This is a genomic window from Paenibacillus sp. sgz302190 (assembly GCF_059820445.1).
Genome location: NZ_JBZYAO010000007.1, coordinates 179,297 through 198,716, shown reverse-complemented (window position 1 = coordinate 198,716; position 19,420 = coordinate 179,297). Strand labels below are relative to the sequence as shown.

General features: G+C 54.4%; 15 protein-coding genes. 5 read left to right on the top strand and 10 right to left on the bottom strand.

Annotation, left to right across the window (positions count from 1 at the left end):
* Positions 1 to 10 precede the first annotated feature (10 nt).
* The 8 genes from AC6RNO_RS11120 to AC6RNO_RS11085 form a co-directional block, all read right to left on the bottom strand.
* Entirely contained in the window at positions 11 to 1,990 is a 1,980-nt protein-coding gene (locus AC6RNO_RS11120; RefSeq protein ID WP_497105490.1) for an ABC transporter substrate-binding protein, read from the bottom strand.
* Between the two features lie 1,106 nt (positions 1,991 to 3,096).
* The gene (locus tag AC6RNO_RS11115; RefSeq protein WP_497105489.1) at positions 3,097 to 3,984 is read right to left on the bottom strand and encodes an SMP-30/gluconolactonase/LRE family protein; all 888 of its coding nucleotides are present in this window, start codon (positions 3,982 to 3,984) and stop codon (positions 3,097 to 3,099) included.
* A 326-nt stretch (positions 3,985 to 4,310) separates the two neighbouring features.
* On the bottom strand, positions 4,311 to 5,258 hold the full coding sequence (locus AC6RNO_RS11110; RefSeq protein ID WP_497105488.1) for an MBL fold metallo-hydrolase: 948 nt from the start codon (positions 5,256 to 5,258) through the stop codon (positions 4,311 to 4,313).
* Positions 5,255 to 6,301, bottom strand: coding sequence for an ATP-binding cassette domain-containing protein (locus AC6RNO_RS11105; RefSeq protein WP_497105487.1), 1,047 nt, complete (start codon positions 6,299 to 6,301; stop codon positions 5,255 to 5,257). Before AC6RNO_RS11105 ends, AC6RNO_RS11110 begins: the two co-directional genes overlap by 4 nt.
* Before the next feature lie 4 nt (positions 6,302 to 6,305).
* Complete coding sequence (locus AC6RNO_RS11100; protein WP_474680236.1) at positions 6,306 to 7,106, bottom strand: ABC transporter permease; 801 nt, start codon at positions 7,104 to 7,106, stop codon at positions 6,306 to 6,308.
* Positions 7,103 to 7,960, bottom strand: a complete 858-nt coding sequence (locus AC6RNO_RS11095) for an ABC transporter permease (protein WP_474680235.1) — start codon at positions 7,958 to 7,960, stop codon at positions 7,103 to 7,105. The genes AC6RNO_RS11100 and AC6RNO_RS11095 overlap by 4 nt, the downstream gene beginning before the upstream one ends.
* A gap of 29 nt (positions 7,961 to 7,989) precedes the next feature.
* Positions 7,990 to 9,198, bottom strand: a complete 1,209-nt coding sequence (locus AC6RNO_RS11090) for an extracellular solute-binding protein (protein ID WP_474680234.1) — start codon at positions 9,196 to 9,198, stop codon at positions 7,990 to 7,992.
* Positions 9,199 to 9,446: 248 nt separating this feature from the next.
* Positions 9,447 to 10,160, bottom strand: a complete 714-nt coding sequence (locus AC6RNO_RS11085) for a GntR family transcriptional regulator (protein ID WP_474680228.1) — start codon at positions 10,158 to 10,160, stop codon at positions 9,447 to 9,449.
* Between the two features lie 312 nt (positions 10,161 to 10,472).
* Here AC6RNO_RS11085 and AC6RNO_RS11080 point away from each other — a divergent pair, with 312 nt between their 5' ends.
* Entirely contained in the window at positions 10,473 to 11,567 is a 1,095-nt protein-coding gene (locus AC6RNO_RS11080) for a Fic family protein (protein ID WP_474680227.1), read from the top strand.
* Between the two features lie 211 nt (positions 11,568 to 11,778).
* Here AC6RNO_RS11080 and AC6RNO_RS11075 read toward each other — a convergent pair whose 3' ends face one another.
* Positions 11,779 to 12,504, bottom strand: a complete 726-nt coding sequence (locus tag AC6RNO_RS11075) for a hypothetical protein (protein WP_474680226.1) — start codon at positions 12,502 to 12,504, stop codon at positions 11,779 to 11,781.
* 759 nt (positions 12,505 to 13,263) lie between these two features.
* Here AC6RNO_RS11075 and cysT point away from each other — a divergent pair.
* Genes cysT through AC6RNO_RS11055 form a run of 4 tightly spaced genes read left to right on the top strand, consistent with a single transcriptional unit; the run spans position 13,264 to position 17,106 of the window.
* On the top strand, positions 13,264 to 14,070 hold the full coding sequence (gene cysT, locus AC6RNO_RS11070) for a sulfate ABC transporter permease subunit CysT (RefSeq protein ID WP_474680225.1): 807 nt from the start codon (positions 13,264 to 13,266) through the stop codon (positions 14,068 to 14,070).
* The gene (locus AC6RNO_RS11065; RefSeq protein WP_474680224.1) at positions 14,067 to 14,876 is read left to right on the top strand and encodes a sulfate ABC transporter permease subunit; all 810 of its coding nucleotides are present in this window, start codon (positions 14,067 to 14,069) and stop codon (positions 14,874 to 14,876) included. Before cysT ends, AC6RNO_RS11065 begins: the two co-directional genes overlap by 4 nt.
* Entirely contained in the window at positions 14,866 to 15,951 is a 1,086-nt protein-coding gene (locus AC6RNO_RS11060) for a sulfate/molybdate ABC transporter ATP-binding protein (protein WP_474680223.1), read from the top strand. The genes AC6RNO_RS11065 and AC6RNO_RS11060 overlap by 11 nt, the downstream gene beginning before the upstream one ends.
* A 33-nt stretch (positions 15,952 to 15,984) precedes the next feature.
* Positions 15,985 to 17,106: a sulfate ABC transporter substrate-binding protein gene (locus AC6RNO_RS11055; RefSeq protein WP_474680222.1), complete on the top strand. Its 1,122-nt coding sequence runs from the start codon at positions 15,985 to 15,987 to the stop codon at positions 17,104 to 17,106.
* Positions 17,107 to 17,849: 743 nt separating this feature from the next.
* Here AC6RNO_RS11055 and AC6RNO_RS11050 read toward each other — a convergent pair.
* Positions 17,850 to 19,418 (bottom strand): S-layer homology domain-containing protein, encoded by a 1,569-nt coding sequence (locus AC6RNO_RS11050; protein ID WP_497105486.1) that lies wholly within the window; start codon positions 19,416 to 19,418, stop codon positions 17,850 to 17,852.
* Between the last annotated feature and the right edge of the window lie 2 nt (positions 19,419 to 19,420).

Genomic DNA, 19,420 nt, shown 5'->3' with positions numbered 1-19,420 from the left:
TCCGACGATCCTAAACGTCAACGTGCAGCGCCTCGGCGATTTGATCCACGACCATGCTCATGGCTATAGGGCCATAATAAGCGATCCACAAGGTCGAATTGACCGGATAAATATGATTTTCTTTGGCCGCCTTCAGATTTTTCCATACGGCAGTGCTTTGGAACTGTTCCGTCAGCTTTTGAAACTGATTATCCGTCAATAAAAACATATGATCCGCATTCACTTCGCTCAAAGCCTCTAACGAAATCATCGTGCTCGTGTCTTTATCATTGACGGCCTGTTTGGGCGGAGTAAGCCCCAGGTCTTTATACAAGATGGACGCCGTGCGGTGCCCTGTCGTGTGAAGTCTGATGCTGTTGTCCCTTGGGCGGATCAAGGCTACGGTCCGATCTTTCAGTTTAGCCGCCAGCTCGGCTTTCAGCTTGCCGATTTTTTGATCGTAGTCATTCCGTACTTTCTCGGCTTCCTTCTCCTTATCGACCATTTTCCCCAACGTCGTCAGCGTATCGCGCCAATCTTCATTCCGGTTCATCATGACAGTCGGAGCAATCTTGACGAGCCTGTCGTAAATTTTCTCCTGAAACTCGGTACATATAATAAAATCCGGCTCCATGGCTATGATCGCTTCCAGATTCGGCTCTTCCTTGGTTCCCAATACTTTGACATTGTTCAGCTTATCGGCCAAATAGTCCGGAAACTGTGCCGTGTCGAACGTCGTAATGACCGTGCCGGCGGGCTTTTCGTTCAGCGCAAGCAATTGATCCGCGAACTGGGTATCGAGAACAGCCATCTTCTCGGGCCGGCGTTCCAGCGTCAACTCGCCTTTAAGATGCTTGATAGTTACGGGAGCGCTCAGCTTGGCCGGCGTTTGGGAAGTTGTCCCTGATGGAGCCGCCTGCGAAGCCGTCTGGCCGGTTCCTCCGCTCACCGCCCCGGCGCTGCCGCCCGCCGCATTGGAGCAGGCACCAAGCAGCAGGAGCAAAGTTAGCATGAGACCTACCGTCGGCGCCGCTATGAAATTTTTGTACATGGGTGCAGTTCCTCCGTCTTTGTATTGATAATGATTTTCATCACCAGTAAAACTATACATTCGCAGCTTCCCTGCGCCAATGGGAAATCGCGACGGACGGGATGGATTAAAACGACGAACTTCCGTTGTCCGTGCCTGCTCTTTGAAGTGAAGCGGAGAAGCCCCGGTATATTTCTTGAACATCCTGCTGAAATAGTAACTGTCGGTATAACCGACCGATTCGGCGATATGCGGCAGTGAAGCGTCCGTATGCTGCAGCAGAGCCTTGGCTCTTTGCATCCGGATATGGATCAAATAATCCATCGGCCCCATCTGAAGCCTCTTTTTGAACATTCGCTGCAGCTGCCGTGCAGTGCAATGAAATACGGAGGCCAGGGAATGAAGCGTGACGGGCTCCGCGTAATGCTCCTCTAAATAACGGATGGCCCGGGCGGCCAAATCCGGCTGCGTCGTCTTTCCCCCTTGCGCCTGCAGCTGCCCGAGCAGCTCATAAACAAACTGGTGAAACAGCCCTTTAACATGAAATTTTTGCAAGGGGCCTCCCTGCTGCCATTGACGGCTCATTTGCTCTATATGCGTGAAAAGGGGAATCGGATAATGCGGCGCCAAACCGTACTGCAGTTGGAAGGGATTGCTTTCCTTGTACAGGCGCAGCAGCTCCTGCCGGCACGGCAGAACCATCACCGCGTTGTAGTAAACCATGAAATACTCGAAGGTCTCCATCACCTGAACGATATCCAAAAATGCGCCTTTGCCCGCGTGGCAAACAAAGCACTTGTCCGCAGCGTATGCGATCTCTTCCAACAGCACCTGAGCCCTGCCGCAAGCCGCAAACAAAAACACGTTGGCCGGGAGCTGATAAGCACGCAAGCTATCGCCAGGCTGCAACACGGCCTGCCTTACGTCCAGCACGCGGAGAGCCGCATGATTCCACAACAGCATATGATCCTGAAAAGACATTGTCTGCGTTCCCCTTCTTCAATCATTGGAACTGTAAGTTCGGTTAAAAATATTATATTGATAATAATTATCAATATCAATATAAAAAAAGCCGCCGGGGGCGGCTTGCATAGGGAGATTCGCCGGACCTGTGCTTGCGGCGAAACAAATTTTGCGGCGCGCGCGAAGGCGGGCCGCGAAGCGGAGATCGCCGGGATCGCTCTCGCACCGGCGGTGCGGCAAGAGCGTATCCGCTACAGCGCCGGCGGTGCGGCGAGAGCGCCGGCTTGAGCCGACGCGGGTGCTAGCGGTTTGGCGGACGTTGGCAAAAGCCTGCGAAAGTGCAGGCTTTTGCGGTGGAAATGGCCCGTTTGGCGGAAAAGCCTGCGATTGTGCAGGAATTTCGGCTCAAAACGGCCCGATCCTGTCAACCGGCAGAAAAGCCTGTACTTTTGCAGGAATATTTCGCTGCAGGCGTATCGGCGTGCAAAAAGCTGCACTTTTGCAGGCTTTTTGCTCGCTGCGCTAGCGAAGCGCTTGCGTTTTTGGAATTCGCCGCACCGGGCGGGCGGGTGTACTTCGCCGCCTTGAGCCGGCGCGGGTGCTAGCGGTTTGGCGGACGTGGCAAAAGCCTGCGAAAGTGCAGGCTTTTACGATGGAAACGGCCCGTTTGGCGGAAAAGCCTGCGATTGTGCAGGAATTTCGGCTCAAAATGGCCTGAGCCCTGCGTATCGGCAGAAAAGCCTGCACTTTTGCAGGAATATTTTGCTGCAGGCGTATTGACGAGCAAAAAGCTGCACTTTTGCAGGCTTTTTGCTCGCTGCAGCACCGTGTGGGGTGACGTCTTGGGTGTTTTTGCAGCAGTTCTGCACGCCGCGCTGCCAAATAGTTGCGCTGCCTTAGCGGGTGCAGCTTTCCAAGTGTCTCAAAAGCGCAGGTTTCTGCGCACTGCCAGTGGTGCCCGTTTTTCGCGCTGCCGGACAGGCTTCCCTTCATGTCGCGGCGTGAGGGGGCCTTTGGGGACGGCCCCTTGGAGAAGCAGCCGCCGCGTCCGAGCGCGGCAGTGCGGCAATTTCGCCCGCGGAGCTGCTTGCCCGAGCCGTTTACCGATCGCTGCCGGCCGCATCCTACCCGGCGTAAAAGCTGGCGGGCATACCCTGCACGCCCGGCTTGACCCGGAACACGCCCCCGGCGTGCGGCTGCTCTTTCAGTTGCTCTTCGCTTAACCCGATGCGCGCCGTCGTTATGTACAATTCGTCGCAGCGCTCCCCGCCGAAGCAGCAGGAAGATACTCTTGCCGCAGGAATGCGGACGCAGCCCAGCTTCTCTCCCGTTGCCGGATTCCAGCGCGACACCTGCCAACCGTCCCACTGCGCGATCCACAGCATCCCCTCAGCGTCAACGGTCATGCCGTCCGGGAATCCTTCTCCCTCCGGGATCGACACCACAACCCGAGGATTACCCGGCGTCCCGCTCTCAAGATCGTAATCGTAAGCGACCACCCGCTTCGTCGGCGAATCGATATAATACATCACGCGGTTATCGGGGCTCCAGCCGAGCCCGTTGGATACCGTGACGTTGTCCAGCACCTTGCGGCACTCGTCGTGAATGTCCAGGCAGTACAGCGAGCCGCTCGGGCGCTGCTCCGTCATGTCCATCGTACCGGCCCAAAAGCGCCCTGCCGGATCGCATTTGCCGTCATTGAACCGGTTGCCCGGGTTGCCGGTCTCCGGTCCGGCCAGCCGGGTTAACTGCTCCCCCGCCGGGTCGAGCGAGTAGAACCCGTCCTGCAGCGCCAGCACCAAGCCTCCCTGCTCCCGCGGAACCGCCGCCCCGACCAAGTGGCCGACATGAATGGCGCGTTCCTCACCGGTAACGGGATTAAGCGTATGTACGCGCTTGCCCATAATATCCACCCACAACAGCTGCCGGGTACGATGGTCCCATACAGGCCCTTCGCCGAGCGTCGCTTTACCGTCCCATACAAGCTCAAGTTCCTGTCGATAGTGCTGCAAAATCCATTCCCCCGTCATCGTTTTATAGTGAACAAAATGAAGAAATAACCGTTTGTCTCCACTCCAACACTATCATAAATTCTGGAAGGATACGAACAAAAATTTAACGCACAAGCTGTGGTCTTGGCCGCTAGCTGGGGCCTTCGCAACGCTAGCCGTGGCTCTCGCCGCTGGCTCTGGCCTTCGCGACGCTAGCCGTGGCTCTCGCCGCAAGCTGTCGCATTCGCGACGCTAGCTGTGACCCTCGCAGCTGGCTGGGGCCACGGCCTGCAGGCTGCGGTCAATGCCCGCAGCCTGCGCGTTTTTTCATCAGCCGGGCCCTAGCCTCAGCCGATGTAAACTTCAATGGCGCCCGCCGTGAATACGTGCCGCCTGTTACCGGCGGGTACGTCGCCGGTGCGCACCAGCTTGCTGCCGCTGGCAGCCTCGAGCTCCCGCCAGCGAGCCAGCAGCGGCGTCGAGAGGCTTTCGCTGATCGGCACGACGACATGCCCGGGGCGGATCAGCGAAAGCGTCAATCCGCTCAGTCCGTCCTCCATGCCGTGATGGGAGGCTTTCCACACGGCGCTGTGCAGATCGGCGCGCCGGGCGAGGCGCGCCCAGCCGGGTTCGACCTGATCGGCGCCGAACAGCACCGCAGACGCCGCGTCTCCTTCCGCGGCGCACAGCCTGTACACCGAGCTGTCGTCGTTGGACAGCTCGAAAAACTCGCAGAGCAGCCCGTCCGCATCGGCGGTTCTCCGCTCGTAAGCGTCCAGCGCGGCCTCCAGCATCGCAAGCCCGGGCAGCGGATCGTCCGACCACGGGTACAGATGGCGCAGCGTGAAACCTTCCCGGCTCCAGACGACGTCGGAAGCTTCCTGATCGTACACGCTGCGCCAAACGATCGGAACGCCGCGCTCAAGCAGCAGATCGACCAGCCGGATGTAATGCTCCAGCACCCGGTACGCCCGTTCGACGCCCGGATCGCGTTCCGGCTGTACGACGGAACGGGCGGGCAGATCAAACCGGGCATAGGGCAAAATCGCGCAGCCCACCTGCTTATGGGCCGCAATCTCGAGCAGGCCGTTGACGTGATCCTCATGCAGATGCGTGAGGATCATCCAGTCGAGCCGGTCAGCGCCGTTCCGGTTCATCCAGGCGAGCGGGGTATCCTCCCGCTCGCCCGGTGCGCCGTCGCCCCCGTCGATGAGGGTGAGGCTGCCGGAAGGGAGACGGATGAAATGGGCATCGCCCCATCCGACGTTCAACATGTGTACGCAAGCGCTGCTCATGCGGACACCTCCTTGTGCGGTTCGCCGGCCTCGGCTGCGAACCAGTAAGCTTTGTCCCGGGGGATGCGGATATCGTACGTCCCCTCGGGATGCGGCACTTCGCTGTCCGCAAAAAAAGACTGCGAACCGATGTGAACGATGTGCCTGTACGCGGAGCCCAGGAATAGATGGCCCCGCACGGCGCCGGTCAATACGACCTCGCCGTCGGTTTCGATCGCCTGCAGCGGCTGCGCGCTATGCGGCTGCTCCAGACGTTCGCCGATGCGCGCATCGCCGGCGCGGACGACGAGCCGCTGCTCTTCCTTGCCGCGCAGCAGGCACAGCGTATGGCTCTCGCCGAGGAAGTGAGCCGTGAAATAAGTCGCAGGCCGGCAGTACACTTCCTGCGGCGTGCCCGCTTGCTCGATGCGGCCCTCGTTCATGACGACGACGTAGTCGGCCATCGAGAGGGCCTCCTCCTGGTCGTGCGTCACGTACAGCGCCGTGATGCCGAAAGCTTGCTGAATGCTGCGGATCTCCACCCGCAGCCGCTGTCTGACTTTGGCGTCGAGATTCGACAAAGGCTCATCCATGAGCAGCAGGTCCGGCTGCACGACGAGCGCCCGGGCCAGCGCAATGCGCTGCTGCTGGCCGCCGGAGTAGTGCTGCGGGTGCCGGCGGCGGACTTCGGAGACGTCGATCTCCACCCGCCGCAGCACGTCCAGCACCCGCCGCTCCCGCTCGGCGGCCGGTACTTTGCGCAGCTTGAGTCCGTACGCGACGTTATCGAAAACCGACATATGCGGCCACAGCGCATAGTTTTGGAACACCATCGCCGCGCCGCGCTGCTGCGGGCTCGCATAGGTGACGTCCCGCTCACCGAAGCGGATAACGCCAGCGTCCGGCGCTAGAAAGCCGGCGAGCGTGCGGAGCAGCGTCGTCTTGCCGCAGCCGCTGGGGCCTACGATCGCCGTCAGGCCCCCTGAAGGCAGCTCCAGGCTGATGCCGGCAATTCCCCGGCTGCCGCCGTAGTTTTTGGTCAAATTTTGAAGCTGAATTTGCATCGGTTTACACCCTCCCGAAAGCGCTCAAATATTCGGAGCGCATGAATCGCTGCAGCAAGAGCAGCAGCGCGATGCCCGGAACCATGAGCAGCAGGGCGGTAACGGAAGCAACCTGCATTTCATAGCCCATCGCCGCATTGTACATAAACACCGGCATCGTCAGCTGGAACGGCGCCCCGATCAGCAGGCTTCCGGTGAATTCGTCCAAAGAATACAGGAATACGAGCAGCGCCGCCGCGATCATCCCCGGAACGCTGAGCGGCAGCGTAATCGTGAAGAACGTCCGGCTGCGCGACGCTCCCAAATTGACAGCCGCATCCTCCATCGACAGCGAGACGGATTGGAACACGGACACCATCGTCCAGACGCAGAAAACGACGGCGCCGACCAGATGGATCAAAATAAGTCCGGTCTTCGTGCCGACGAGGTCCCAGCGGTACATCAGCTCCATCGTATTCGTAAAAACAGGAAGCTGCGGGAACGCCTGCGGCAGCAAAAACAGCAGCAGCAGCACCGAACGGCCCGGAACCCGATACCGTGCGATCCAATAGGAGACCGGCACGGAAATCAGCAGGCACACGACGGTGACAACGACGGCAATGCCGAAGCTGAGCGAAAGCGCATGCACCATTTTGCCCTCGAACACTTTGCTCCAGTAGCGCAGCCCCCATTCCGTCGGCAAGGCATGCGGCCAAAACCATTTATGCGCAAAAGACCACAGCGCCAGACTGGCAATCGGGCCCAATATAAAAAACAGCGCCGCCGCATATCCGGCCAACCGCAGCGACAACCGCCCTATGTTCATACTTTCGATACCCTCCTTATATAGTAAACGGCTGCGCCCATGGAAACGATATACGCAATAACGCCGATGGCATTGGCCGCACCCGAATTTTGCTGATAAATAAGCTGATAATACAGATCGATCATCAGCATCTGACGGCCGCCCCCGTCTCCCATCATGGCAGGTATGGAAAAGCTGCCCATCATCGACGTGAACGTCAACACCGTTACGACGCCCAGCGAGCCTTTACCCATAGGCAGCAAAATGTCCTTGATCAGCCTGATCCGGCCCGCGCCCATATTTCTGGCGGCATCCAGGTAGCTTTCATTGACCGATCTGTAGGAGCCGAGAATGAGCAGCAGCGCAAAGCCGATATTTTTCCACACCAATGCGATAATAAGGCCAGCGGTCGTAAAAGCGATCGACGGCATTTGATCCGGGTCGAACAGATGAAGCGTCATCAGCCCCGAATTGAGCGTCCCGTGGGGGGCCAAAAACACCCGCATCGCATGGCCGACCACGACAAACGGCACGAACAGCGGAATTTTGAACAAAAACTCGACAAACGGCCGCGCCTGCAGCCGAAGCAGCCCTCCGAGCAGAACGGACAGCGCCAGCAGGATGATGAGGCTTGCGGCCGACACGACCAGCGTAAACCAGATATCCCCGGCGTACAGCCGAAATACCGTTTGGTAATGCTGCCAGGTCCACCCGCCGTCTGCAGCTTGAAGGCTGGCAAGAAAAGATTTGGAAAAAGGATACACAAACAACGCGCCCACCAAGCAGACAGCGGGAGCCGCCCAAGCGGCCCCCAGCCATGCGCTTCGGCCGGACGCCTGCCGAACAGTCTGCAGTTTGCCTGCATCTGCTTGCATTCGTCTTCACCGCCTATGCGTCAGTATGTTCAGTTCGCTTCGTATGCCGTTTGCAAGTCTTTCAAATATTCAGCGAGCGGGAACGATTGTCCGCGTTTGCTGAGATCTTCCGCAGTTACATCCTTGAACAGCTTCTCCTTGCCTTTGTCGCTCACTTTCGGAAGCACGGCCGTGGCATCGATTCCGGGATACCAGCTGTTTTTTTCCACAATGACCGAAGCCTGAATTTCCGGGGATGTGAGATAGTCCGCATACGCAGCGGCAGCCGCTTTGTTTTTGGCGTTTTTGGTGACGACGACGTACATCGGCTGACCGGGCAGTCCCGGATCGACGACTTTCAGGCGCATATTCGGATTCAGACGCCCGTCTTCTTTCCACAGGTAAAACATATCCACCCATACGGGGCCCATGTCGATCTCGCCGCGGTTGAGCATGTCGAGCGTGCCGTTGTTTCCGTTCGTTATCGTGACCGGCAAGCTTTTGAGCTCTTTCAGAGCGGCAGGCCATTTGCTTTCCGGATCTGCTTTGAAAGGACCTTCGCTCAGCGTCTTGTAATCGCCGGTTTTCCAGTATGTATAAGCCGTCGCGAAGGCAACCCCGCTCATGCCGTTTTTAACGCCGTTGTACCCGAAGCGCTTCGGATTCGCCTGAATCCAGTTCTTCACTTCCTCCATGCTGCTCGGAGGCTGCTTGATTTTATCGGGATTGTAGGCCAGCGCCACTTGGCTGTGAAAAAGCGGAATGACGTAGCCGTCGACATTCGTTCCGAGACTGTTCTTGCTGTCCGCGGATACTACGTAAGATTTATTGGCCGACTGAGGCACCCATTTTTCAAGCAAATCGTTGTCGATCAGTTGTTTCATAATGCTTTGATGAACGACCGCCACATCGATGTCCCATTCCGTTTTTCCGGCGTCCTTCTGGGCTTTCAGCTTTTCAAAAATCTTTTGCGAGCCCGCATCCCCCGGGCCTGTGCCTACGACAGTCACCTCGGCGCCGCTGTGCAGCTTTTTGAATTCGGGAGCGACCGATTTTTCCTGCAGTTCCGTCATGTTCGTGTCCCCGGCTGTGGCGACGCTGATTGCCCCGATCCGGGCGCTTTTGTTCTCTTCTTTCTTCGCCGTCCCGGCCGTTTCCGCCGTCTGAGCCGAACTTGCCTGATTGTCGGCCTTTCCGCAGCCCGCCAGCAGGGAGAGCATCATGATACCGGCCATCGCAATTTGGATTCCTCTACGCATATTCCCCATCCTTGCATTCAAATTTTTTGCCAGGTATGCTGTCTAGACACCCTGTATGTCCTATTATGCAAATGAAGTATTATTCCAATATCATCCTCAGGTTAAGCTTTAGTAAATCGGAGTGCGGGGAGGCGTGATGCCGCCCGATTCCCGGTTCGTATGGGCTCGGCTGCGGGCGAGTCCCAAACAAAAAAGGCTACCCGGGCCGATAACGACCCGGATAACCTTGTTCGCCGCTTCTATGAGCTTCAGCGGGCGCGCTGCACCCAAAATTTGAACACATCGTTGCGAAAATAATCGTTGGAAAACAAAATCGGCAAATGATCCTCATCGTAATGAGTCTGCTTGATCAACAGCACCGGCGTGCCCGCATGCATGCGAAGCTTGGCTGCTCCCGCATCATCCTGGGGCGGCACGATCAGCTCGGCATTGGCGCTGACCAGGCGGATTCCGCATTCCGATTCGAGGAACTGCATCAGCGAGCCTTTCAGCTTGCTGCGCGCGAACGCTTCGCCTACTTTTGCATACGGCATGATGTTCACATTGTAGGAAACCGGCTCGCCGTTGGCCGTCCGGACCCGCTCGTTCACGATCACTTTCGATCCCGGAGCGATTTCCAAAAAGTCCGCCCACTCCTCCTCTGCCGCAAGAATGCGAATGCTCTCCTCGCACTCGCCTTCCTCCAAACCCGCGCTGCGAATCATTTCCGACGTCGAGCTCAGCCGGTCGAGAGCGCTCGGTATAGGCTGCACCGGACGAATGACGAAGCGCCCGATGCCGCTCTTCACCCGAAGCAGGCCCTCGCGCTCAAGCTGCTTAACCGCGGCGCGGAACGTCTCCCGGCTGACGCCGAACCGGTCGGCCATCTCCATCTCCGACGGAAGCCTGGCGCCCACAGGAAGCTCGCCCGTCCTAATTTGCCTCGCCAATTCCTCTTTGATCTTGATGTAATTGTGCTTCATTCCCGCATTCAACCGCCCTAATCGTAAAATATCGCTTCAGCGAATTCATCGTCACCCGGATTATGTAAAACGAGGATGTCTAGACTTGTTTAATTGTAGAAAGCTTTTATCAACTTATGATAAATCGAATGTTAAAAAAACGTAAACTGCTGTTTTCTCTAACAACTCCTCGATAGCTCATATATCCGATACTTTAAAATCATTTTTCTATATTTTTGTTTATTATTTATATATTTTCTGTATTTATCGTCACAAATCGGTTAGGATGATAATAAAGATAAAGTATAAGGTTTTGAGAAAAGAGGTATGACTATGGCAAAAACACCCTTTGCTGCAGAAGAGCTGCCATTAAAAAATGAACGAATTAATCCGCTGCTTTTTATCCGGGAATTGATTGAAGCAAACAAAAAAGTAGCTCAGTATCAGGTGTTGCTGCAAAACACCAAACTCCCTTCACAATTATTATTGAATCCTGTTATGTTGCATGAGGCCGTTCAATCAACCAAAATCGAAGGCACCCAGGTAACTCTTGATGAGGTTTTGGAGGTCGAGGCCCAGAGCAGGAAAAACAATAAAGACATTCAAGAAGTTTTAAACTATTATCACGCACTTCGCGAAGGAATGGACAAGTTAGCGTTCCTCCCCATTTCTACAAGGCTTTTCAAGACGATGCATATTACATTAATGTCGAATGATGTTCGCGGGAGCAATCGTTCTCCTGGAGAGTATAGAAAAATACAAAATTTTATAGGTCCTGAAGGTTGTACGATAGAGACAGCCACTTATATCCCTCCTTCGCCTCAATTAGTAGATCACTTTATGAGTAATCTTGAAAAATATATTAACGAGCCTAAAGACGACTTTGATGAATTAATTCGGGTTGCCATCATCCACGCTCAATTCGAAACTATCCATCCGTTTCTTGATGGCAACGGGAGAATTGGAAGAATTCTAATACCTTTATACTTATTTAATAAAAAAGTCATTGATTATCCTAATTTCTTTTTAAGTGAAGCATTAGAAAAGGATAAACATAAGTATTATCGATTCCTAAATGATACAAGATATAAAGGGGATTGGAACCAGTGGATCAAATTTTTTCTAGAGGCGATTATACTCCAGGCTAACAAAAATATCCATTTAATCAATGATGTTAACCAACTCTACGAGCATGATTTGAATATCGCCCAGTCGTTAATAAACAGTAGTAACGTGAAAAAATTGATTGATGCAATTTTTCAAAAACCAATATTCACCGTGCACTCTATTTCTTCAACCGCTGAGTTATCAGAAGCAACCTGCAGAAGATATTTGTCAATTCTTGAAACCCAAAGAATCATTTTTTCGGATGGCAAACAAAGATCTAAAACATATTACTATTACAATCTTCTCGATAAATTGCGTTAGTAACGATTAGGCTGAACTGATGAGCTTGAATATTCTTAGTAGTGCTTCACCGTACCATACAGCAAAAAGCCATTTCCCCAAGTGAAATATGGTTCTCGTGTAGCCTTCCATACATTGAAGAAGTGCCTATCGTGGCTTCTTTAATGATGGAAGTTAGGAGAGTAGAATCCCGATTAATCCCGCGGAAACACCAATCCTTAACGTTAACATGTCATCTCTCAAATAACAGATTCTCACGGATCAAATCATATGCAGGTTTTATCCCCAACCTATTAAAAAACTCATCTGTAAACTTAATGCTAGATTCCACTGCCCATTTTGAACATCCAAATCCAAGACACTTATCTGGAAAATAAGCATTCCCTGATTGTGAAAATATTCTGCAAGATTCGAATTTGTTTTTTAAATTTTTCTCAAACTTATGCCGCGGAGTAGAACCATCTAGCGTTTCATCAGCAATCCATTCTGGTTTATAATGTATAAGATCATTCCTTAAACTAATCAAAAAGTTAATGTCTTGATATGGCTGTTGTCCCTTATCAAACTTACTTCTATTGGCCAGTGTAAGTGCAATTTGATACTTTTCTAAAATCGGTCTCCGCTCAAAATCCAACTCCCACATACCACCCATCATAGCAACTGACCTCAAATCTAACCTTGCAAACTTTTCATTTCGTGGATGAATGCCAGCATGCATCTCTTGTATATCACAAAAAAGCTCATTTATTGATGCCTCTAAAAAAGATGTTGCCGAAAATATGCTTCCTGTTACATAAGCTTTGTTTATTGATACTAAGCTTGAGGGAAATTGAATAAAATCGTTTTGAAATTGATTCTCAACTTCATAGCTCTTCTTTGCCATATAAGATGCTGAAATAATATGCTGGACCGAGAAATATACTCTAGTTGCGCTCTTAATTGAAATATTATTTTCCATAGCATAACTCCTTACTATCTAAGTTTCATAGTCAATAAAATCATCAGAAAAACAAATTGTGTATTGGATAAAGGATGAATTCATCAGCCTTCTTTGAATGCTGAGATTCTCGTCATAGAAGAACGACAAGCTGACAAGGCGTCGATTTGCCCAGCCGATCTTAGTTTCGAAAGTTATACCAAGATGCTCAACAAAGAGCACAAACGGTATATCATTACCAAAGCATCGAAGTTGAATTAGTCCATCGAGATCGCCTCGTCCATCCTCAGGAAGTGCACCAATCGCCCCGAACAAAAAAAGGGGACCCAACCGGCGGGGTCGGGTCCAAAGAGTTTATATTAAAAAGGGGGTCTTGTTAATCATCATACCCTGCAATTGTTATCGGAGCGTAACGGCAATGTTCCAGTTTTGTTACATTTTTATTTCCGCCGTTCGATTTTGCGCGAAAACGGCGAACTTACGGGCAGGGCGCGCCAAAAAAGTTCTTATACTTTTGGTACAAAGTACAGGCCCAGCCCGCCGCGTCCGCTTTCTCTTGGGTGGCGTGCTGCTTTTGCCGCAATCCCCATGATCTGCGTTCCGATCGGCGGCCAGCCCCCCGGAGATCCCTGCATTTCGGACAACGCCCTCCGATGCCCACCGCGCAGCACTTTATTTCAAAAATATTTTATGATTGACAAGAAAGAAAAACGCCTGTTATTATTCAATGTATAATTCCAAGTAATCTAATGAGATTAATCGCAATTGGGTGGTGTCACGGTGGGTAATAAAGTATTCAAAGCCACGGTTCGTTCCGTGCTGATAGGCTATCTGATCGTTCTGCTGCTGCTGCCTATCGGATCCATTTATGTAAAAGGCTTTTCCTTCGGATGGCAGCCTTTTTGGGCGGAAGTGACGGGCCCGCTCGCATGGAAATCCGTGCTGCTGACGATTAAGCTCAGCGTCTTCTCCACGTTGATCGAAGCGGTCGTCGGCACGCTGATTGCTTACGTGCTCGTGCGCTACTCTTTTCCGGGCAAGGGCCTTTTGAACAGCATGGTCGACCTCCCCTTTTCGCTCCCGACTTCCGTAGCCGGACTGATGTTCCTGACCTTGCTCGGTCCGAAGAGCCCGCTTGGTATTTGGCTGGATCAGCTCGGAATCCATCTGCTGTACAATCAGACGGCTATCGTTATCGGTCTCGTTTTTGTCACTTTTCCGTTCGTGGTGCGCACGGTGCAGCCCTTGCTGGAACAGCTCGATCCTGCGGAGGAGCAGGCCAGCTTCACGCTCGGCGCGGGCAAATTTCACACTTTCCGCAAAATCGTTTTGCCCGCCATCGTCCCCGGCATCGTCGCCGGAAGCATGCTGGCCTTCTCGCGGGCGCTCGCCGAATTTGGCGCGATCTCGCTGATCTCCGGCAACTTGCCCGGCAAGACGATGGTCGTCTCCGTCTACATTTACGGCGAGACGCAAAATTTTAACCCGGAGGGCGCGGCCGCGCTTTCTATCGTGCTCCTGACATTGTCTTTCCTCATTTTGTGGGCGATCAACGTGCTGACGCGCGGAAAGGGGCGACTGGCATGAGAAGGCTGCTGATCGGATTTACTTTTGCCGTCATTTTTCTGCTCATCATCTTACCGTTCCTCGGCATCGGCTTCAGCGCGTTTCAAAACGGGGCCGGCGAATTTTTCGATTCCCTGTCTCGTCCGGAAGCTTTGCACGCGATGTACATCTCTTTGCTTATCGTCGTCATCGTTACTTTGCTCAATGCGATCGTCGGCATCTACTTATCGATAGAAATCGTCCGCGGCGCCTGGATCGCCCGCTGGCTGAAGCCGATTATCAATGCGGTCGTCGACCTGCCGTTTGCGGTTTCGCCGATCATCGTCGGCTTGATGGTCATTCTGCTGTTCGGTCCGAACACAGCGCTCGGCACTTTCTTCGAGGCGCACAATATGAAAATCGTGTACGCGCTGCCCGGGATGGTCATCGCTACGATGTTCATCACCTTCCCGCTGATGGTGCGCGAAGTCGTTCCGCTGCTGGAGGAAATCGGCACGCAGTCGGAGGAAGCGTCCACGACGCTCGGCGCCGGCTCCTGGCGCACGTTCCTGCAAATTACGTGGCCTTCCATCCGCTGGGGAGTCCTGTACGGACTCGTGCTGACGATTGCGCGTTCACTCGGCGAATTCGGTTCGATTCTGGTCGTCTCCGGCAACGTCATCGGCCAAACCCAGACGGCGACTACGCTCGTGTACCAAGATGCGGAAAATTTCAATCTCGTTGCCGCAAACAGCCTGGCATTCGTGCTTGGTCTCGTTTCGATTACGATTTTGCTCATACTGGAATGGATGAAAAAACGAAGGGAGAGGCAGCTCCATGCACATTGAGGTCAATAACCTGAACAAATCGTTCGGACAGTTTCACGCGATCAAAGACGTCAACTTCAGCATCGCCAAAGGGCATCTGGTCGGGCTTATCGGTCCCAGCGGAGGCGGCAAAACCTCCATCCTGCGCATGCTCTCAGGCCTGGAGAGCCCGGACACCGGCAGCATTTTTTTCGACGGCAAGCTTGCGACGGATTTGCCCGTGCAAAAGCGGGGCATCGGTTTCGTCTTTCAAAATTATGCGCTGTTCAAGCATATGACGGTGTTCGACAACGTCGCTTACGGGCTCAAAGTGTTGAAAAAGCCCCGCGATTACACCGCCGACCGCGTATCGCACTTGCTCGGCTTGATGGGGCTCGCCGGCAGCGAGCGCAAATACCCCCATCAGCTGTCTGGCGGCCAGCGGCAGCGGGTCGCGTTCGCCAGAGCACTTGCTCCGGAGCCGCAGCTGCTGCTGCTCGACGAGCCGTTCGCCGCGATCGACGCCAAAATCCGCAAGGAGCTGCGCCTGTGGCTGCGCAACCTGATCGACGAGTTCAAGGTGACGACGCTGTTTGTCACTCACGATCAGGACGAAGCGATCGAAGTCGCCGACGAGATCATCATCGTGCAGCAGGGCCGAATCGAGCAGCAGGGCACGCCTTGGGAAATTTATACGAAGCCGGCCTCCTCGTTCGTCGCTACTTTTATCGGGGAATCGAATACGGTTTCGCACTATGTGCCGCTGAACGGCTTCCCTTATCTGGACGAACTGCAGCAGGACGGCCGGTGGCCAACCGACGCGAAGGTGCTGATCCGGCCCGAAGCGATCGAGGTGCGCCCGCACGATACGACGTATTTGGCGTCGGCGGGGCAGCCCGGCACCGTGACGCATGCGCATTTCCGGGGCGACTCGTGGTACCTCGAAATCGAGACCGGTTCGCTCAAGCTTTTCGCCTACCAGTCCATTAAAGAAAGGCAGTACCGGCCCGGCGATGAAGTCAACATTTTAATCCATCACCTATCGGTGTTTACGGCAAATGAAACGAAGCTGCTGGAAAATCAGGCGAAGCAAGATCCGATGCCTGTTTTTATCTAAACAAATTGATCAAGCGAAGGGGAGTTGGATTTTATGAAAAGCAAGAAAACGTTAGGCATGATGGCGGCCGCACTATTGACGGCAAGCGTTGCCTTGGCCGGATGCGGTTCTGCGGGGAACAGTGCAAGCTCGCCGGCGGCGGCAAGCCCTGCGGCTGCGGCGGGCAGCAGCGCTCCGGCTGCAGCCGGTTCGCCTAAAACGGCGGAAGGCGGCAAAGTGACGATTTCCATCGGCGCTTACTCGATTTTGAAAGATTCGCTTGACGCCATCATCCCGCTTTTTAAAGAGCAATGGCAAAAGAAAACCGGGCAAACCGTCGAGTTCAAAGAGTCGTATCAAGCATCCGGCTCCCAGGCGACGGCAATCATTCAAGGCTTTGAAGCCGACATCGCACCGCTGTCGCTGGAAGGAGATATCCAGAAAATCGCCGAGAAAGGCTTGATCACGAACGACTGGAAAAGCAAACCGCACGGCGGGATGATCACCGCCTCCATTGCCGCCATCGGCGTGCGCGAAGGCAATCCCAAGCAGATCAAGGATTGGAGCGATTTGACGAAACCGGGCGTCGAAGTGCTGATTCCGAACCCGAGCACGTCGGGCGGCGCCAAATGGGACATCAACGCCATATACGGAGCTGGCCTCAAAATTTCCGAAGCAGCCGGCAAAAAAGATCCCGCGCAAGCGAAAGATTTGCTGACCAAAGTGTACAAAAACATTAAGGTGCTGGACAAAAGCGGCGCGGATTCGTTGACGACTTTTGACAAAGGGGTTGGCGACGCCATCGTCACTTACGAGAACGAGCTGATCGCCCGCATCAAAAGCGGCCAAAAATACGAGGAAGTCGTGCCGAAATATACGACCTCCATCGAGAATCCGGTCGCGCTCATCGACAAATATGTAGACAAACACGGCAACCGCGAAGCCGTCGAAGCGTTCCTCAACTTCCTGTGGAGCCCTGAAGCGCAAAAGATTTTCGCCGAAAAAGGCTTCCGCTCCGTCGATCCCGAGATCGCGAAGCAGTATGAGAAAAACTACAAAACGCCGGAAGGCCTGTTCGATATCAACTACTTGGGCGGCTGGAACCAGGTGAATAAGGAGCTGTACGGCAAAGGCGCGATTTGGGAGACGATTTTGGCCGAAGGCGGAGCGAAATAGCAGAGGCGGAGGGCCTTCTGCCCTCTGCCTGAATGTCCGGCTCGTGTAACATTCCACGCGTAAGGACGAAGCAGCACTGTCTCGGGCTGCCGCCAAAGCGACGTCCAAGCCATTCGCGCAGCGGCCGGACGCCGGGAGGTCGCTCAGGCACCGGGGGATCCACCAAGTGCCCCGGTGGCGTGCAAAGCCTGCAAATGTACAGGCTTTTTCGATGGAAATGGCTCGATTTTGGGAAAAGCCTGCAAATGTGCAGGCTTTTTCGCTCATGAAGGGCTCATCGCGAAGTTTTAGTAGAAAAAGCTGCACATTTGCAGGAATATTCTCAGGCAAGCGTATTACGGAACAAAAAGATGTATTTTTGCAGGTTTTCTGCGCGTTGCAAGTAGATGTGCTGGGAGTCTGTCCGATGAACCACAAAAGTAGCTCCGTCGGACAGACTCCCAGCTCCTGGCGGGCGATTTTTCAGTCTAATTTTTTACAGGTTTTCAGCAGTGCATTGACAGGAGTCAGAGCCAGGCTTCGGCGGACGAGTTTCACGGCAGTCTGACTAGTTTTGCGGAATGACGGGCCCGGCTCATCTAACGGATGTGTAGGCGCGGCCGGCCGACGGACATAACAAGAGGCTATCCTCAGTTGCGGGGTAGCCTCTTGTTTGGCGTTTCGCGACTCGGCGAGACACTCGCAGAAATCCGGGGCGGGATCAGCCGGACTCGGGCCGGACCCGGGGCGCGTACGGTTGGCGGTTATTTGTTATAAATTCTGTATAACAAAACCGCCGCTTCCGCTCTCGTGGCGCTGCCTAGCGGATGTAAAGCGCTGCCGTCCCCCTCCACGATTCCGGCTCTGACCATGGCGGCTACGTCGTTCACCGCGTAGGAAGCGACTTCCGCCCTGTCCGCGAACCGCGCAAGGTCCGCCTCGGCGCCCCCAGGACTCGATTTGCCGGCCAGCTTCATAGCTCTTGACATGAGCACCATCATATCCTGTCTGGAAATGGGCGACTGCGGATTAAAGCGATTGTTCCCCTCGCCCTCCGCAAGCCCCAGCTGCTTGGCAACGCCTACGGCTTCAAAATAATAGTCCGCGGAAGCGACATCGCTGAAATTGCTTGTAACCCGGGCGCTCAAGCCGAGCGCTTTGGTTATTAAAATCATAAAATCCGCCCGGGTGATGATAGCGCCCGGATTGTAGGCCGTCTCGGAGGTACCGGATATGACTCCTTTGGATGCCATGACTTCGATCGCTCGCCTGGCCCAGCCGAACGAACCGAGATCGTCGAACGTTTTCACCGCATAAGCGATCGCAAAGGCGCTGAAATGGGTCGTCGTGAAGCTGACTTTTCCGCTAGCCGGATCATATTTGCCGCTGGGAATCGCCTGCGCCCGGTTTTGCGCATCCAGATACCAGATGACGATATGCTCCGGATTTTTCAACTCTCCTTCCGCAGGCTGATATGGGATCGCAACCGTCACGGCGGTATCGGGATTGCTGAACGGGATGACGCTGCCGTCTACGGCAGCATGCAGCTCTATAACCGGCCTGCCGCCGATTTTGCTGCGGAGTTCGCCCGGCAACCGGCTCGTGTCGGCCCGGCCGATGCGTAAACCGACCTCTTTGGCCGAGGACAAATCGACGCCGCTCAACATGTCCGTGCGTATCGTCGCGGCCGCAATATCGGTGATCAGCGACAAGGTCAGGCCCTTCGATGCGGGCGAGAACAGGCCGGCGTCGACAATCAGCTCATACCGGTCGGCCCCGGCGATTCGGGCAATTTTGACCGTAACATCGTTGCCGCCGGCTTCTCTCACTTTGTTCAAAATGTCGGCAGTCAGCCTGGCCGACGCCATGCCGGTCGCGTTATCCAGCTGCGCCTCCAAAATAATCTCACTGCCGTTCACTTCCCCCTGCGCCGAAGGCAGGCTCGCAGCGGACGGCGGCGATGGCGAAGAAGAGGAGCCGGAACCGGAATCCGTCGCGACTTTGAAAGCCGCGCTCTCCACCGCGTCGGCGTCCTGCCCGCCCGCTTTCACGGTATAAGTTCCGTTTATTTTTTGCCTGAGCGTATAGCTGAACTGAAATTGTCCATTGGCCGCAGTTGTTCCCTGGTCCAAATAATCGAGTTGATTCAGCGGATTCCGCACCTGAACGGTCACGATGCTTCCAGCGGCCGTCCCCAGCGAGCCCGAAATCGTCACTTTTTCCGAATTTTCATCCAGCGATGCTTGTACGGTGACCTGCGAAGCCGACGCGCCCGGAATGCAAATGCCAAAGCACATCAAAGCCGTCAGCAGGACGATGATCGTTCTTTTCAAAC

Coding starts and splice junctions, on each gene's coding strand:
- AC6RNO_RS11120 (WP_497105490.1), bottom strand. CDS start 1,990: ATGTCTTTTCAGGATCATATGCTGTTGTGGAATCATGCGGCTCTCCGC.
- AC6RNO_RS11110 (WP_497105488.1), bottom strand. CDS start 5,258: ATGAGCAGCGCTTGCGTACACATGTTGAACGTCGGATGGGGCGATGCC.
- AC6RNO_RS11105 (WP_497105487.1), bottom strand. CDS start 6,301: ATGCAAATTCAGCTTCAAAATTTGACCAAAAACTACGGCGGCAGCCGG.
- AC6RNO_RS11100 (WP_474680236.1), bottom strand. CDS start 7,106: ATGAACATAGGGCGGTTGTCGCTGCGGTTGGCCGGATATGCGGCGGCG.
- AC6RNO_RS11095 (WP_474680235.1), bottom strand. CDS start 7,960: ATGCAAGCAGATGCAGGCAAACTGCAGACTGTTCGGCAGGCGTCCGGC.
- AC6RNO_RS11090 (WP_474680234.1), bottom strand. CDS start 9,198: ATGCGTAGAGGAATCCAAATTGCGATGGCCGGTATCATGATGCTCTCC.
- AC6RNO_RS11085 (WP_474680228.1), bottom strand. CDS start 10,160: ATGAAGCACAATTACATCAAGATCAAAGAGGAATTGGCGAGGCAAATT.
- AC6RNO_RS11080 (WP_474680227.1), top strand. CDS start 10,473: ATGGCAAAAACACCCTTTGCTGCAGAAGAGCTGCCATTAAAAAATGAA.
- AC6RNO_RS11075 (WP_474680226.1), bottom strand. CDS start 12,504: ATGGAAAATAATATTTCAATTAAGAGCGCAACTAGAGTATATTTCTCG.
- AC6RNO_RS11065 (WP_474680224.1), top strand. CDS start 14,067: ATGAGAAGGCTGCTGATCGGATTTACTTTTGCCGTCATTTTTCTGCTC.
- AC6RNO_RS11060 (WP_474680223.1), top strand. CDS start 14,866: ATGCACATTGAGGTCAATAACCTGAACAAATCGTTCGGACAGTTTCAC.
- AC6RNO_RS11055 (WP_474680222.1), top strand. CDS start 15,985: ATGAAAAGCAAGAAAACGTTAGGCATGATGGCGGCCGCACTATTGACG.